The sequence below is a fragment of the Arenibacter sp. ARW7G5Y1 genome, assembly GCF_003201775.1.
Taxonomy (GTDB): domain Bacteria; phylum Bacteroidota; class Bacteroidia; order Flavobacteriales; family Flavobacteriaceae; genus Arenibacter.
This window is the reverse complement of sequence record NZ_QJJZ01000016.1, coordinates 57,343-74,087: the sequence shown is the minus strand read 5'-3', so window position 1 is coordinate 74,087 and position 16,745 is coordinate 57,343. Positions and strand designations below refer to the sequence as shown.

The 16,745-nt window shown below is 40.7% G+C and carries 12 protein-coding genes; 1 reads left to right on the top strand and 11 read right to left on the bottom strand.

The features are described 5' to 3' along the window. Positions 1-274: 274 nt before the first annotated feature. The 4 genes from lptB to C7972_RS19455 all read right to left on the bottom strand — a co-directional run bounded on the left by lptB (position 275) and on the right by C7972_RS19455 (position 3,217). Positions 275-1,015 (bottom strand): LPS export ABC transporter ATP-binding protein, encoded by a 741-nt coding sequence (lptB, locus tag C7972_RS19470; protein ID WP_093978757.1) that lies wholly within the window; start codon positions 1,013-1,015, stop codon positions 275-277. Positions 1,016-1,078: 63 nt separating this feature from the next. Further along, positions 1,079-1,429 carry a carboxymuconolactone decarboxylase family protein gene (locus C7972_RS19465; RefSeq protein ID WP_110357844.1) on the bottom strand — a complete coding sequence of 117 codons (351 nt, stop codon included), beginning with the start codon at positions 1,427-1,429 and terminating at the stop codon, positions 1,079-1,081. Continuing rightward, on the bottom strand, positions 1,413-2,252 hold the full coding sequence (gene tatC / locus C7972_RS19460; RefSeq protein ID WP_110357843.1) for a twin-arginine translocase subunit TatC: 840 nt from the start codon (positions 2,250-2,252) through the stop codon (positions 1,413-1,415). The genes C7972_RS19465 and tatC overlap by 17 nt, the downstream gene beginning before the upstream one ends. After that, on the bottom strand, positions 2,252-3,217 hold the full coding sequence (locus tag C7972_RS19455; RefSeq protein ID WP_110357842.1) for an SIS domain-containing protein: 966 nt from the start codon (positions 3,215-3,217) through the stop codon (positions 2,252-2,254). Before C7972_RS19455 ends, tatC begins: the two co-directional genes overlap by 1 nt. 210 nt (positions 3,218-3,427) lie before the next feature. Here C7972_RS19455 and recQ point away from each other — a divergent pair, with 210 nt between their 5' ends. After that, a complete protein-coding gene (gene recQ / locus C7972_RS19450) occupies positions 3,428-5,629 on the top strand; it encodes a DNA helicase RecQ (protein WP_110357875.1) in 2,202 nt (733 codons plus the stop codon). 169 nt (positions 5,630-5,798) lie between these two features. Here recQ and C7972_RS19445 read toward each other — a convergent pair whose 3' ends face one another. The 7 genes from C7972_RS19445 to C7972_RS19415 form a co-directional block, all read right to left on the bottom strand. Then, positions 5,799-6,857: an LD-carboxypeptidase gene (locus C7972_RS19445; protein ID WP_110357841.1), complete on the bottom strand. Its 1,059-nt coding sequence runs from the start codon at positions 6,855-6,857 to the stop codon at positions 5,799-5,801. A gap of 90 nt (positions 6,858-6,947) precedes the next feature. After that, positions 6,948-8,285, bottom strand: a complete 1,338-nt coding sequence (locus C7972_RS19440) for a carboxypeptidase-like regulatory domain-containing protein (protein ID WP_110357840.1) — start codon at positions 8,283-8,285, stop codon at positions 6,948-6,950. Between the two features lie 459 nt (positions 8,286-8,744). Continuing rightward, complete coding sequence (locus C7972_RS19435; RefSeq protein ID WP_110357874.1) at positions 8,745-10,274, bottom strand: carbon-nitrogen hydrolase family protein; 1,530 nt, start codon at positions 10,272-10,274, stop codon at positions 8,745-8,747. Positions 10,275-10,317: 43 nt separating this feature from the next. Continuing rightward, positions 10,318-11,052 carry a 23S rRNA pseudouridine(2604) synthase RluF gene (rluF, locus tag C7972_RS19430; protein WP_110357839.1) on the bottom strand — a complete coding sequence of 245 codons (735 nt, stop codon included), beginning with the start codon at positions 11,050-11,052 and terminating at the stop codon, positions 10,318-10,320. Between the two features lie 130 nt (positions 11,053-11,182). Further along, on the bottom strand, positions 11,183-13,279 hold the full coding sequence (locus C7972_RS19425) for a family 20 glycosylhydrolase (RefSeq protein WP_110357838.1): 2,097 nt from the start codon (positions 13,277-13,279) through the stop codon (positions 11,183-11,185). A gap of 157 nt (positions 13,280-13,436) precedes the next feature. Beyond that, on the bottom strand, positions 13,437-13,889 hold the full coding sequence (locus C7972_RS19420; RefSeq protein ID WP_110357837.1) for a DUF1569 domain-containing protein: 453 nt from the start codon (positions 13,887-13,889) through the stop codon (positions 13,437-13,439). A 252-nt stretch (positions 13,890-14,141) separates the two neighbouring features. After that, positions 14,142-16,598, bottom strand: coding sequence for a M14 family metallopeptidase (locus tag C7972_RS19415; RefSeq protein WP_110357836.1), 2,457 nt, complete (start codon positions 16,596-16,598; stop codon positions 14,142-14,144). Positions 16,599-16,745 lie beyond the last annotated feature (147 nt).

Below are 16,745 nucleotides of genomic sequence, written 5' to 3'. Positions count from 1 at the left end.
GATAATCAGGTCATTCCATATGACCAATCGGGCCGTTCTGGTAGTGGAGGCCAAATTGTTAGGGCATGCTGGTTGCGGCCGCAACATAAAGAGTTCTATTATCAAATAGGAGAATTTGGTTTAAGTCCATTAGTGTGTACTTGGGTCCAAATTACAGGTCCATAATTTGGGTTTTAACAAAGCGGGTACCTGGAAGGTTTTATAAGGAAGAATGTGCTATAAATATCTGGTTGTTGGATATCTAAAAATATTATATGATAAGGGCTGCTAAGTGCTAAAAATCCAACTTCTTCCTGCGAAGTTCAAAATTCTGTCCCAAATATACTTTGCGGACCATTTCATCTGCAGCCAAGTCCTCGGGAATTCCTGATTTGAGGATGCCACCTTCAAACATAAGATAGGAACGCTCTGTAATGGCCAAGGTTTCCTGAACGTTGTGGTCTGTAATTAGGATACCGATATTTTTATTTTTAAGTTGGGCCACAATTCTCTGAATGTCTTCAACGGCCACGGGATCTACTCCGGCGAAGGGTTCATCCAATAAGATGAATTTTGGATCTGTGGCCAGGGCCCTTGCAATCTCTGTCCGTCTTCTTTCACCGCCCGATAAAAGATCGCCCCTGTTTTTGCGTATATGTCCAAGTCCAAATTCCTCAATGAGCGATTCCATCTTCATTAACTGTTCCTTTTTGCTCAATTTGGTCAATTGCAGCACGCTAAGAATATTTTTTTCAATACTCAATTTTCTAAATACAGAGGCTTCCTGAGCTAAATATCCAATGCCATTTTGCGCTCTTTTGTACATGGGGAAGCGCGTTATCTCCTTTTTATCCAGATAAATATTGCCTCCATTGGGTTTTATCAACCCAACGATCATATAGAAAGATGTTGTTTTTCCGGCACCATTGGGCCCCAATAAACCTACTATCTCACCTTGGTTTACCTCCAATGAAATTCCTTTAACTACCTGTCGCCCTCGGTAGGACTTCATTATATTATCTGCTCTTAGCTTCATAGTACCTTTCTATTCCCCAAAACTAAGCCTTATATTAGTTTGGGAAAAGATATTGTAGTTTTTTTAACCTTCTTGTTTTTCCAGTTCCTCCCAATATTCATAGGCCCTTCTCAAATGGGGAACTACTATGGTGCCACCAACAAGGGTGGCTATGCCCAAAGTTTCCATGACTTCTTCCTTGCTGGCACCTTCGTTATAGGAGCTTTCCAGATGGTATTTTACACAATCATCACAGCGCAGCACAGCGGAGGCAACCAATCCCAACAACTCCTTGGTCTTTACGTCCAGGGCACCGGCGGCGTAGGCATTGGTGTCCAAGTTAAAGATTCTTTTTATGATCTTGTTGTTGTCCGCCAGGAGCTTTTCGTTCATTTTGAAACGATAGTCATTAAATTCCTTAACTTGATTTGACATTCTTCTTCTGTTTTTTGGCCTCTTTTTTCAATACGACCTTGGAAATATATATACTTATTTGGTATAGGATTAAAATGGGAACTGCCACAATTATCTGGCTGGCCACGTCCGGAGGGGTAATTACTGCAGATATGATAAGTACCACTACGAGTGCTATTTTTCTATATTTTCGAAGTATTTCTGGGGTAACCAAGCCTATTTTGGTCAGGAAATAGATGATAATGGGCAGTTCAAATATTAGACCGCAAGCAATTACCGCTGCTCTTACGGTAGCTATATAGGAAACCAAATCTATTTCCCTAACCACAGAGTCACTAATGGAATAGCCACCTAAAAAGTTTATGGATAATGGAGCTACCACGTAGTATCCGAACAATACCCCCATAAAGAAAAGAGAGGAGGCTATAAAGATAAATCCCCGTGCATTCTGACGCTCATTGTCGTATAGACCTGGAGCAATAAACTTCCATAATTCATAGAGCACATAGGGGAATCCAATAATGAAACCTGCCCAAATGGAAGTCCAGATGTGTGCGGAGAATTGTTCGGACATTTGCCTACTCTGTACCGTAAATTCCGGTTCCGTATTGCAAAACGCCTCGCTAAAACCCAGCATCTTGGAAAAATCACAAAAAACGTGATAGGTTGGAAAATCTGGCATCATAGGTCCAAAGATGACCGTATCAAAAATAAAGCCCTTCATTAAAAAGGCCACCCCCCCTATAATAACAATGGCCAAGGTTGATCGTATTAAATGCCATCTCAATTCTTCCAAATGGTCTAGGAACGACATTTCATTTGGAGTCTTAGTATTTTTTGCCATTACAGTATTCCTTCTTTAATTAAATTGTGCAAATGTACTATTCCTTTGTAATTCTCTCCATCAACGACCAATATTTGTGATATATTATTGGCCTGCATTGTTTCCAGGGCCTTTACCGCTAGGACATCGGAGGGTATTGTCTTTGGGGTGACGCTCATGATATCCTTTGCGGTTAAGCCATAGATATTGTCATATTTGTTGAGCATGCGCCTAATGTCTCCGTCCGTGATTATTCCTACAACTTTTTGGTTTTCCAATACGGCCGCAGCACCCAGCATTTTTTCGGATATCTCTACAATCACAGATTTTACATCACTATCGGTACGTACCTGTGGAATCTGATTATTGCTGGCAATATCGCCCACCCTTAAATATAATTTCTTTCCAAGGGCACCTCCGGGGTGGTATTTTGCAAAGTCCTTACTGCTGAATCCCTTAAGTTCCAATAGGCAAATTGCGAGGGCATCCCCTATGACCAACTGGGCAGTTGTGCTGGTAGTTGGTGCGAGATTGTTGGGACAGGCCTCTTTTTCAACATATGTATTTAGGATATAGTCTGCCTGTGCCGCCAAAAAGGAATCGGGATTCCCTGTCATTCCTATTAATTTGTTCTTGCCCCGCTTTATCAAAGGCACCAGCATCTTAATTTCCGCGGTATTGCCGCTTTTGGATATGCAGATAACCACATCCTCTTTCTGTACGGTTCCAAGATCACCGTGTATGGCGTCCGCGGCGTGCATAAATATGGATGGGGTACCGGTGGAATTTAAAGTGGCAACAATTTTGGAAGCGATTAGGGCACTTTTTCCTATTCCGGAAATTATGACCCTACCTTTGGAATGTCTGATGCATTCCACCGCATTGGAAAAATCTTCATTTAGGAGGGTTGCTAAATAGGATATTGCCTCGGCCTCATTATCTATGGTTTTCTTTGCTATGGCCAATATAGCTTTGGTGTCGCTCAAAGTAAATTAAAATTATGTGATGATTTTCCTAAAAGAAAGTCTTATCTTTATTTTACAAAATTACATAAACTTAAGTTTATAGAATATTTTAAATTTGAACAAATATATTTCAAATAAATACTTATTTAAAAGACAAAAATTCCTTAACTTAAGGAATTTCACTTTTGGCGTTGGCGCCAATATATAATATTAATAATGGTGAAGTACGGAATGGGTATAAATGAGATTGATTTACATGCCTCTCTAAAAAAATATTTTGGATTCTCCCAATTCAAAGGTTTACAAGAAAATGTTGTTAAGAATATTGTACAAGGTAAAAATACCTTTGTAATAATGCCCACAGGTGGTGGAAAATCACTTTGTTACCAATTACCGGCATTAATGCAGGAAGGTACGGCCATTGTGGTATCTCCCTTGATCGCCCTGATGAAAAATCAGGTAGATGCCATTAGGGGGGTGTCCAACGAGATAGGAGTGGCCCATGTTTTGAACTCCTCCTTGACAAAGACAGAGGTCAAACAGGTGAAAAGTGATGTAAGCAGCGGGATAACCAAGCTTTTATATGTGGCTCCCGAATCCTTGACCAAAGAGGAATATGTGGATTTTTTACAAGGCGAAACGATATCTTTTGTAGCGGTGGACGAGGCTCATTGTATATCGGAATGGGGACACGATTTTAGGCCGGAGTACCGAAATCTTAAATCTATAGTGGGCAGGTTGGGGGATAATATTCCCTTAATAGCCCTAACTGCTACCGCGACTCCTAAAGTACAGGAAGATATCATTAAGAATTTGGGAATAACGGATGCCAAGGTGTTCAAGGCAAGCTTCAATAGACCCAACCTTTATTATGAAGTAAGGCCGAAAACCCAAAATGTTGATAGTGACATCATTCGTTTTATAAAACAAAATGTTGGTAAGTCGGGCATTATCTATTGTCTTAGTAGGAAACGTGTTGAAGAGTTGGCCCAAGTATTGCAAGTGAACGGAGTTAGTGCGGTACCCTATCATGCAGGATTGGATGGTAAGACCAGGTCCAAGCACCAAGACATGTTCCTTATGGAGGATGTTGATGTAGTGGTAGCCACCATAGCATTCGGGATGGGAATCGATAAACCCGATGTGCGCTTTGTAATCCATCACGATATCCCCAAGAGTATAGAGAGTTATTATCAGGAAACCGGTAGGGCCGGTAGGGATGGGGGAGAAGGACATTGCCTTGCTTTCTACTCCTATAAGGATGTGGAAAAACTGGAAAAATTTATGTCCGGTAAACCTGTGGCGGAACAAGAGATCGGAAACGCCCTGCTACAGGAAATAGTAGGTTATGCCGAAACTTCAATGTCACGAAGAAAATTTATTCTGCATTATTTTGGGGAGGAATTTGACGAGGTAAACGGTGAGGGTGCCGAAATGGACGACAATACTAGGAATCCCAAGGAAAAACAGGAGGCGAAGGCCGACGTGGTTAAGCTCATAAAAGTGGTTATGGGCACCAGTGAAAAATTCAAGTCCAAAGAGGTGGTTAGGGCCTTGATAGGGAAGGTCAATGCTTTGATATCCTCTCACAAGACCGATGAAAAGGAATTCTTTGGTATTGGAAAAGATAAGGATAAAGGCTATTGGATGGCTTTGATCCGGCAGACCTTGGTTGCTGGTTTGCTTAGAAAGGAAATTGAACAATACGGAATTTTGCATGTAACCCCGCTAGGGAAAGAGTTTGTAGAGAATCCAACATCATTTATGATGACAATGGATCATGTTTACAACAAAGAGACCGATGATGCTATTGTAAGTGCCGCCAAATCTTCAGGAGGGGTAGCAGATAATAATTTATTGAAGATTCTAAAAGATTTGAGAAAAAAGGAAGCCCATAAATTGGGGGTTCCGCCATTTGTTGTATTTCAAGATCCGTCCCTGGACGATATGGCGCTTAAATATCCAATATCCTTGGATGAATTGGTCAATATCTATGGCGTTGGGGAAGGGAAGGCAAAAAAATACGGGAAGCCCTTTGTTGATCAAATTGCCGCCTATGTTCAGGATAACAACATTTTAAGACCCGATGATCTGATCGTTAAAAGTACAGGTGCCAATTCCTCCCTTAAGCTTTATATCATTCAAAACGTAGATAGAAAATTGCCGTTGGATGATATTGCTTCGGCCAAGGGGCTGGAATTGAACGAATTGATCAAGGAGATGGAACAAATTGTCTTTAGTGGTACCAAATTAAATATCGCCTACTGGATAGATGAGATTTTGGATGAGGACCAGCAAGAGGAAATCCACGATTATTTCTTGGACGCCAATACGGACGATCTTGAAGTGGCCTTAAAGGAATTTGATGGGGAATATGAGGATGAGGAACTTAGGTTGTACAGACTGAAGTTTATTAGTGAGGTGGCCAACTAACCAATGATGGCTTGCCTCGAAAATTAAAGTTCGTTTCCTACGAATGCCTCGCAGGCTTGCCCCGAGGTAGTTTACTTAGAAGCAGCCAGGCCTAAGATGTTTTCCTTAGTTTTTTGAGGTATTTAGCTTTATGGAATATTTCCAGTTGGGTAATCTGTGGGGTTAATATTTATCGGACCGCCTTTTCCAATAGTTGTAATGTCATTTTCCCGGTATCCAATTTTGCATTAATTCCTATGGGGAGTGTAAAATTATTTTCTATATGGCCAAAGGTCATGCCATATACGGCAGGTATTCCCAAGGGTTTAATTCTGTCCAATATAACTTCCCTAAGCGTAAATGATTTGGGATTGGGAACACTATCGCAGCCTTTAAATACGCCCAAGGCTATTCCTGCCGCCTTATTAAAGGTCTTGCCCTGCATTAATTGGGTCAGCATCCTGTCTACGCGATAGGGAGCTTCTTCAATATCTTCAAGAAAGACTATGGCGTCTGTAAAATCAATTTCATGGGGAGTACCTATGAGGGCATTTACCAAGGTTAAACTACCCCCAACCAATTTTCCCGTTACAATACCTGGATGAATGCAATACCTGTCATATTCGGGCTTGCTATATTCTTCAAGATCTGATATTTTTACATTGTTAATAATGGGTGGCAAATCTTCGGATTTCATTACCACATTTTGCAGTTGCTCAATACTATAGGGGTCGTTAAGGGTGCTGCCAACGGGCCCGTGAAACGTGATAAGTCCTGTTTCTTGATGTATACCATTTAAAAGGGCCGTTATGTCGCTAAAACCAATTAAAGCTTTGGGGTTCTTGCCAATTAATTCATAATCGATTAAATGCATAATCCTGGTACATCCGTATCCGCCACGTGCGCAAAGTATTCCATCTACCTTTTTATTGGCAAACATTTCGTTGAGATCTGCTACCCTTTCCCTATCCGTGTTGCTAAAGTAGCCATGGTTTCCATGTATGCGATCCGTATGGAAAGGTTTAAATCCCATTTTTTCCAAAGTTGCTTTGGCCTCCACCAAAACTTCGGGTTTTATGGCATAACCAGGGGCAATAAGTCCAATAGTATCCCCCTTTTTCAATGCTCTGGGCTTTAGGTTTGTGGGGGGCGATTGTTTTTCAAGAGGATTGGCAAATATTGTTGCAGGCACCATGGTTGCTATCCCGGCCCCGAGGGCCGTTTTAAAGAACTGTCTCCTTTTTTTCATTAATCATATTTTATGACACCTAAAGATATAAATAATCGCATAAAAAAGTCCGCCAATAACCTGACGGACTTTATTGTTCAAATAAAAAAATTACATGCCCAAGGAGGAGGAGTCTTCTTTGGACTTGGACCTTCTTAGTTGTCTCTGTATTTTCCTGATAGCGGATTCTATGGATTTTTCAGGTTCGATGATATTGTATTCCCCCCAAAAATCTGGATCTGAAAATCCAATGGCCTCGTCCTCCAAAATTATGGAAGATTTAATCCGGTCCTTATATTTGGGCGATTCACCTGTGGTGTTCTTCTCCCAGTCGGTAATGGCCATTTCACAGGTCATGCTATAAATCGAATTGAAAAGTCGATCGTCCCAATTTATCTTGAATTCCAATAGAACGTTGCTGTATCCGTAATACCATTTTCCGTTTTTTTCCCTGTAATCCACACGGTAGGCAATATCCGTTGGCCAAACATTGGCATGGGCAGGCTTTTTACGAACGAACATTTTGGCAGCCTTTTCCCTATCCGTAATGTTTAGGGAATAAATGGCGCTGGTAAGAATTTTTTTATCGGCATCTATGTACAATTTACCTTGGTATAAGGGGTCTGTGATAGATTCCTTTTGTTTAAAATTTATAACGAAGATAAGTATGTCGTTGACTTTGGTGGAATTTTCAAAGCTAAAGTTGTAATCATCAAATGTGTCTTCCGTAAAGATATATTGCGGGTATTTGATCATATCCACAAAGAGGGTATTGAAAGGTCCTCCTTGAAGTTTAATGGCCAAGGTATCCAATTTGTCATAATCTGTACTTTTTCTGGCCTTGTACAGTTGTAATGCATCCTTACGATCGGAATTGTAGGGAGATTTGTAAATATTGACAACGGCTTCTGAGAGGGATACATTTTTCCTTCTTTTTTTAATGGTTTCCCTGTAAAAGGCAGTCATTAAGGTGGGGTCGTCAAAATAATTGTCACCTCTTCGGAGCAAGGTCTCCTTAACCAGGGCCTTTGCGTCTTTCGGTACGGCAAGGCTTACTTCTGACAATTCCGTGAAGCTTACATCCAGGGCAATTTCATTTTTATTTTCCTTCAACTGGCTTAAGGGTATTGTTTTGGTCCTATATCCTAAAAAGGAAACGATAACCTGTCCCTCGCTAATATCTTTGGGAACTTTTAATGAAAAATAACCTTCGGTATTACTGACGGTACTAATGTTCGTGTTTTCAATGGAAAGGGTGGCAAAGACCAATGGATGTTTGGTTTCACTATCAATAATTTTACCTTGGTATTGGTTAAAGGAACTTTCCTGCTCCTGTGTATCTTGGTACGGGAAGGCCGCCGAAACGGAGGGCATTGCCCCAAAGAACAATAAAATTGATATTGCAGCTATAAGGGGTGTTTTTACAATGGGATTTTTTTTGAGTTTCATCTGTTTAAATTTTATGGTACAGGTCGTTCAGAGGTAATCGCAATAAATTTAAATAGTAGTTGGTGTAGGTTGGCAAAGGTAAATACAAGCTATGTGCCTATTACTTATATCAATGAACGATACGTCTTTCTAAGTTAGTGATTTTTAATGAAATACCCTATGAAAATTTTGTTTAAATTTTAGTTGGCCCTAGGTGTTGAACCCTTTCTTTTGGAGTTTGGTCTTACACGCCCACAGAGTTAGCGGTGCATTTAAAGCCAATTTTTGTGGGGGAAATCGGTGTAGGTACATGGCAAATTTGCTTGCATTGTTGCTTTTGGGAGACAAGAATTAAATCAACCAACCTATTGAAAGAGCCTTCGCCCTAATGATTATCCCAGCACAATTTGGCCGTAGTAGGTACCTGGCCCCTATGTGTTGATCGGCATACTTTAAGGTCTTTTATGTGGGGGTCATGTTTTAGTTCTTTCTGCGCACCTCAAAAATGTCCTTTCTTCTATCTTTTAGATTTCTAACGCTGCCAAATTGGTTGAGTTCCCTTAATAAATCTATATCCAGGTCAACAATAAGTATCATTTCCGTGTTTGGTGTGGCTTCGGCCTTTATCCCATTGGCAGGGAAAGCAAAGTCGCAGGGGGTGAACACCATGGATTGGGCATATTGTATATCCATATTGTGAACTTTGGGCAAGTTGCCCACACTTCCTGCAATGGCCACATAACACTCATTTTCAATGGCTCTTGCCTGGGCGCAATTCCGTACCCTGGAAAAGCCATTTTGCGTATCGGTAAGGTAGGGGACAAATAAAATATCCATTCCTTCGTCTGCCAATAATCTACTTAATTCCGGAAATTCGGAGTCGTAGCAGATCAAGACACCTATCTTTCCGCAATCCGTGTCAAATACCTTTAGTTCGTTACCTCCCTGCATGCCCCATACTTTAGCCTCATCCGGGGTTACATGGAGCTTTTCATATCGCTCCTTGGTACCGTCCCTTTTGCAGATATACCCAACATTGTAAAGACTTTCATCCTTTATTTCTGGCATACTCCCTGATATGATATTGATATTGTAGGAAATGGCCAGTTCCGAAAATCGTTGGACAATGGTGGAGGTATGCTTTGCCAATTCCCGGATGGCAGCGGATTCGGACAAATGATTGTTCTCTGCCATTAAGGGAGCATTAAAGAATTCGGGGAACAGGGCAAAGTCTGAGCGATAACCCGAAACCGCATCTATAAAATACTCTGCTTGTTGTAATACATCATCCAAATTTTTATAGGGTCTCATTTGCCATTGTATGAGTCCGACCCGTACCACCTTTTTTACGACACTAGCCTTTTTGTTCTTCTTTTCATAGTATATGTTGTCCCATTCCAAAAGCACGGCGTAGTCGTTGGAGGCCGAATCACCATCCAAATAGTTTTTTAGAATTTTACTGGGATGGAAATCGTTGGAAATCTGAAAATTAAGAACAGGGTCGTTTATTTCCTTACGCTTTACTTTCTCTATATACTCCTTTGGGGATAAATTATCCATGTATTTGTGGTAATTGGGAATCCTACCGCCAAAGGCAACCCCTTTTAGGTTTAGGCGTTCACAAAGGTCTTTTCTGTAGTCGTACAACCTTCTGCCCAAACGCATGCCCCTGTATTCAGGTTTTATAAATACATCTATCCCATAAAGTATATCCCCATCCGGGGAATGGGTGTTAAAAGTGTAATTTCCGGTTATTTGTTGGTAGGTGTGCTTATCCTCAAATTTGTCGTAATCCAGAATAATGGACAACGCGCAGCCTGCAATATGGCCATTAACTTTTATGACCACCTGTCCCTCTGGAAATTTGGATATTAAATTGTCTATTTGATGCTCCCGCCAGTAAGATTCCGGCATAGTGGTGTAAGATTCTATCATGGCTGTTTTAAGCTCTTGGTAGTCGTCCGCACTCAAGTACAATAACTCAATATTTTCTATTTCTTCCATCTTCATAGCCATGTTATTAAAATTAAATTAGGGGTGGTTGTTTTTATGTTTACTTGTGATGGGTCTTTGTGGAGTCGGAAATCATTTCATTGATTTCACCCAATTCCTTTTCGGTTAGATATCGCCATTTGCCAACCGGAACGTCCAATTGAATATTCATGATCCTAATCCGTTTTAAGGCTGTTACATTATATCCAAGATACTCGCACATGCGCCGTATCTGGCGGTTAAGGCCCTGTGTTAGAATAATCCGGAACTGAAACTTTCCAATTTCCTCAATTTCACATTTTCGGGTTACCCTGTCCAAGATAGGGACCCCATTGGCCATTTTTTCAAGGAAAGCTTTGGTGATGGGCCTATCTACGGTAACTATATATTCTTTCTGGTGATTGTTTCTCGCCCTTAAAATTTTATTGACTATATCCCCGTCATTGGTCAATAGAATTAAGCCTTCACTAGGTTTATCCAATCTTCCAATTGGGAATATTCTGCTTGGGTAATTTATATAGTCGATAATATTGTCCTTCTCCACCCTGGTATCGGTAGTACAGACAATACCAATAGGTTTGTTAAAGGCAATGTATACGGGCTTTTCTTGTGGTTCGGAAATAAGTTCCCCATCTACACGTACCTCGTCGTCCGTAGTGATCTTGGTGCCCATTTCAGGAACTTTTCCATTAATGGTTACCCGTCCCTGCTCAATAAGTTTGTCCGCGGCCCTACGTGAACAATATCCCATTTCACTTAAAAACTTGTTTATTCGGGTGGCTTCCTTCTCTTTCATATACGCTCCTTAAGTCCGATTACCAAATTGGATTTAGAGGCGAAATATACTTAATTAAACGCTTATTATTGTTAACATCGGCGCAAGATATTTCACCCCTTTTTTTACAGAAGTAAATATTGGCGGAAAATTATTTTTTTAGGGAATCTGCATTCTCCATGTAAATCTCCTTTTCAAGTTCTTGGTTCAACTTTTTAAAGAAGAGTATTTCTGCATAGAATTGCCAATCGAAATTTAAGGATTGATTTGCCAAATGCACATGATGGTCCTGGTCTAAAATATAACTATCCGGTTTGTTCAATTTACGGGTTTTGCCATATACCACTTCCAATTCCTTTCTAAGGCTATCAAATTCCGACTCCAATTGCTTTAGTTTTGAAGCGGTGGCTATGATGTCTTCCCTACTTTGCGCCATATCGTAATCTTGTAGGGCCAGCAATATTTTTGGACTAAAGCCTACCAGTTTGTTTACCTGTGCATATACTTGTAGGTTGTAATCGTTTCTCAAGGCTAGGGCACGGGCATCCTCTATTTTTTTAGCTATACTATCGGTTAGGGATAAAGTTTGGGCGGCAGTCTTTAATCGTTCCTCCTGGGCCTTGCTCCATGCCCCAATATTTTCTTTGTTGGGGAATTCGATAACGGCCTCTTTCAAGGGGTCTTCCATCTTAGGAAGGTAATTGCGTTGGTTCTTTTTAAGTAGTGCATTTTTCCAAAAGGCCACTGGGGATTCAAGTTCAGTGATAAAAGCCTTATTGGTATCGGCCATGGTGTAACCATATTCCCTTTGTCTAAAAGCCGATTTTATTTCCTCCTTATTTCGTTTGTCACCTATCCAAGCATATTCAGCGAAGGCCAGGATACCTCTCATGTACAATTCAAAATGCGGTGAATCATCATCCCATAAGGTTAATAACAATCCGTTTAGACCACTGTCTATGGAGCTAACCGCAAAAGATCGGATGTTTTCCATATTACTTTCTTCCTGAGGCATTAAAACCCACCTGGTTTGCCCCGCCGTGGCACCCATAACCTCCATGCCATGGTCTGTAAACCATTGCATGGCCTTGATGTTCCCCAAGGCTTGTGGTGAACTATAGTTCCATCGCATATAGATGCAATTCTTAGGGAAGATATCCAGAAACTCCAATAACTTGTGCTCGTTATCCTTCCAAACCTGATCCACTTCTTCCTGTGTCATTTCCTTTTTGAACATGGGGTCGTAGACATCGGCCTGTTTTAGAGGCATATCATCCCAAAAAATAGGGGTTTTTCCGTGTTCTTCAGCAAATTTGGACACTTTGTCCAACCACATCAACTGTAGTTTTAAAGGAGATTCCTTACTGCCCCGTCCAGTAGTGTGTACCTCGTCTCCTCCAACATGCAGGTATCTTCCGTAAGGAAAAGCCTCCATTGCGTCCAAATAAAGGTCAAATTGTACTTCGTAAGTTTTGGGATCCAGTGGATTAAAGGCCCAATCGCTTTCCGGACTATCTCTTAACTCCTTGTATTCGGGGTGCTTTAGAATAAAGGAGGCATGTCCCAAACCCTGTACCAATGGACTGATTTCTATATGGCGGTCCTTGGCGTAATCACTGATCTTTCTCCATTCCTCAATACTCAAGGCATCTTCGGAAGCAACTATAGGTTGGCGTTTAAATTTCAATTTGTCCTCAACTTCCAAAATAATACCGTTGATCTTGTAGCTGGCTAACTTATCCATCAATTCATAATAGTATTCTGTTTTTTCCAAATGGTGTTTTACATCCAGGTGTATGGAACGGTAGGCTAAAAGGGGGTAATCCTTTAATTGGCACAGTGGCAGGTTCACCTTCTGGTCCTTAGCATCCACCATCAATTGTTCCAGGGTTTTGAAGGCATAGAACAATCCGGTCTCATCCTTAGCCTTTATATGGATCTGTTCCTCGGAAATAGACAGGGTGTAACCTTCGGCAGGAGTATCAAGATTGTCATCTATCCCGTAGATCAAAGTATATTTACCTCCTGCTCCAAGCATTAAAATATCCTTGTTGATTACAGGTGTTGCTTCCCCGTTTTCTGCTTTTAATTTGAGGATGCCATCGTGGGAAATTGAACTAACACCGGACACTTCAAATTCTTGAGGTTGTGGCAGCAATTTAAAGTCGCCCAACTTATTGTTTTTTTGGGAACAAGAGAGGAGTAAAATGGAGATTGCCAATAGATAGAAACTTGTAATTCTTTTCATGAAATTTAAAATTGGGAATTGATAGTGGAATTGGTATTTTGATTAATCTGTAAAAATATTGAATAATATTCAAATAATAAATCATTTTTCAGGGAACGATACAGAGCTCTCTGGGAAGGTATTTATTAAGTGGCTAAAAGCTATATTCCTTTATTTGCTATACTCCAAATTGTTCCAGATGATGATTGAGATGCTTGTAAAACATATTGTTCCATTCCGTTTTGCCCAAGGCTCCAAAAGAATGTGATTCCTTATTGTGAAAGTAATCCTCCCCCAATTCTTGGGTTTGTATCAAATGGTCTATCAATCGCATCTTTTCATCATCAAAATCCCTTTCGTCAACGATTAAGAAGGCTGGAGCAGTTCTGCTATTTCTTTTATAAGGTTTTTCACCGACCACAGTTTTTTTTACAAAAAGTTTAAGCATAAGCCTTATTGGTCCGTTGGGTTTGGGGTGCTTTTCGGTATACACCATTTCATAGGGGACATTGCAGTGGGCCAACATCTGGGCAACATTCATTTTGCCCCATATTCCCTTGCTTTTGGGAGTTAATTTATTGATTCTTTCTATAAGTCCGTCTACTACTTTTTTCTCAAAAATGTTCTTCATGTTTCAATATCTTATGGTTGTTGCTATTTCTTATACCGATCGTATGGTTTGGGTAAAGCATTCAAAATATTTGGGTTGCCCGCTTTGGTCCAATTTTAAGATCTGGATAAAATTCAAATTTGTGCCTAGGTTAGGAAGGGGTGTGTAAAATTACTACATGTTTTTTTTTTTTTGATTTTTATTAATATGTTAAAAGGTTGCGATAGTAAATAGAACTTGTTTGGTAAAAGGGCTGAAGTGGTCCTACTTGCATTATTTTACCATAAAAAGTGCATTGACGAAGAAGAGTTTGCCATTTTCCCAAAAGCCCCTAAACAATGGGTTGTCTACCATATAAATAACTTGGCCCTTGCCCACTTCCTCTACACCGAATACCATTGTATTGGCAATTTTTTTCTTTGCCTCGCTACCAGCAAAGCCTGCAACCTTTGAATTGGCGTTCTCCAAGTAGACCACGGTCCCGGTCTCTAATTTTTCAAAGGCATCGTCACTTAATTTAAGGGTAAAATAACGATCGCCATAACCATATGCCAAGGGATGTGTTTGGTCGACCTTGGTTTTAAAGATGGCGCCGGTAATTGCATTTTTAATATTTTCGCGTTCCGCATCTTCATATGGGAGTATATTCTCTGTACTGTCTTTCTTTGTTTCCTTTTCCTTTATGGCAAACCCGTTCTCCCCATTTATACCTTTTATGGCTCCTTCCATGGCAATCAACTTTCCTCCATTGGAGACAAAGTCCTTTAGTTCTTGTCGTTTCTCCTTGGTAAAGAATTGGCTATACCAACCGTTGGGTAGTATAAGGACGTCGTATTCGGACAAATCCACCTCATCGTAATATTCGGTATCCAAAATAGTTAGTGGATAGTGAAGTTGTTGTTCAAAAAAGTGCCAAATTTCCCCAAATTCGAGGGTGCTCACAGGTTCTCCGGATAGCATGGCTATTTTGGTATCGGTAATCATAGGGACATAGCTGGAACCAAAATCATTTCCTTTTTCCACAAATCCGGTATTGGCTGGGGTCAATATGGTCCTAGTGTTGTTCGCAACGCGACTCAAGGTTTCCAAAAAGTCTTTGTGGTTTTTATTGTCGCCTTTGGTAATGATCAAGCTCCCCCGGTCAAATTTTTTGCCTTCTGCCCGAAAAGGATTTTTAGCAAATCGCACCCTGATATTTTCATTCAACAATGCAGTTAAAAAACGGGCGTCTTTCATGCTGGACCAATCGCTTATATAGGCATAGGTGTCCAGGTTGATGTTGGCGGACATGGGAGGGAAAATTTCCCAGTCCCCAGAGGGTACAGATTCCACTAATGCTTGGGAAGCAATAGCCTCCAAGCCGTATGCATAAGGTAAGGACCATGCGGTTATATCATAGGTAAGTGAATCACTTAGCTTTGTACTGGGTTCCAAAAGAACCTGGGCCAGGGTGCCTTTGGTCTGATCGCTGGAAACCACCAAACTGGATGGGGTGGTTTTTATGGAGCCCAATTTACCCGAACTATAAAGATGGCCTTTGGCAGTACCCTCTTTGGCCCAGCCATATTTAATCTCATGGGACCTAAGGAGGTTCGCAAGAGCATCAATTTTATCGGGATCCCCATTCATTACGTAACTTTTGTATTTGAAACTTTTTTCCTGATAAAACTTCTTGAATTCCCTATTTAATTTTTCTGTGTTTTTGGAAGCTACTTCCACGGTAGAGAGACCAGTGGTAAGATGATGGGCAATACGGTCATGTAAGGTAAGGGTGTCCCCAATAAAGGTTCTTACTCCCAGTCCGGCACGTCCACTGCCTCCTTGCTCATAGGTCATTCCAATGCCGCCATTATAGGTGGGGTAGGTATCACCATAACTGGGATATAAAAGGTCAAAAACTTCTTTTGTAAAATAAAACCAGCCATTGGCATCAAAGTACTTTGCGTGGTTCTTCCCAATGGTAATCTGAAAATCGCGTTGAAAATCGGTTACCACTTCATGAAAGGGTTCAGCGGCCGGGGCAAAATAATAGGGGTTGTTTACTCCTTGTTCATGGAAATCAACATGTACATGTGGTAACCATTGGTTGAAAACTTTTATACGTTGTTGACTCTCAATTTGGGTAAGCCATGCCCAATCCCGGTTTAGGTCGAACATATAGTGGTTGGAACGCCCGTTAAGCCAACCTTCATGGTGTTCCTTGCTGTTGGGGTCTATATTGTGGGGAGTGTTTTTGAATTGATTGTACCAGTTAACATATCGATCGCGACCATCTGGATTAATGCAGGGGTCTATGATTACTACCGTATTTTCCAAATAAGCCGATTTACTGGTCAAAAGTTCATAAGTGGTCTGCATGGAAGCTTCGGAACTTACGCTTTCATTGCCGTGAACATTGTAACTTAACCAAACGACGGCCTTGGTGGGTGATCCCTGGCCCGTGGTATTCATCATGTGCTCCAATCTAATGCTCTCCAAATTTGCCATGTTTTCCGAAGTAGAAACAAAGGCAACGATCAGGGGCCTACGTTCATTGGTTTTTCCATATTCCACCAATTTAACACGATCCGAAGCATTTTCGGCCAGATATTTATAATAGTCCACCACTTGATGGTGCCTTGTAAATTCTGTTCCCAATTCATATCCTAAAAATTCCGACGGAGATAGTAATTTTTGGGAAATACCCAAGGAGGTTGAAAGGAGAAAAAAGGATAGTAGCAGTTTTTTCATTTAAATCCATTGATTTGCAAGAATCAAATCTAAGGAATATTCGTGATATTGGTTGTCTTTCAATAATACTTGCCACATCCAGCATAGGGTAGGGTGCCTATCAAAAAGATATTAAAAAGGTGAATATTAAACTTCTTAACGTATTTT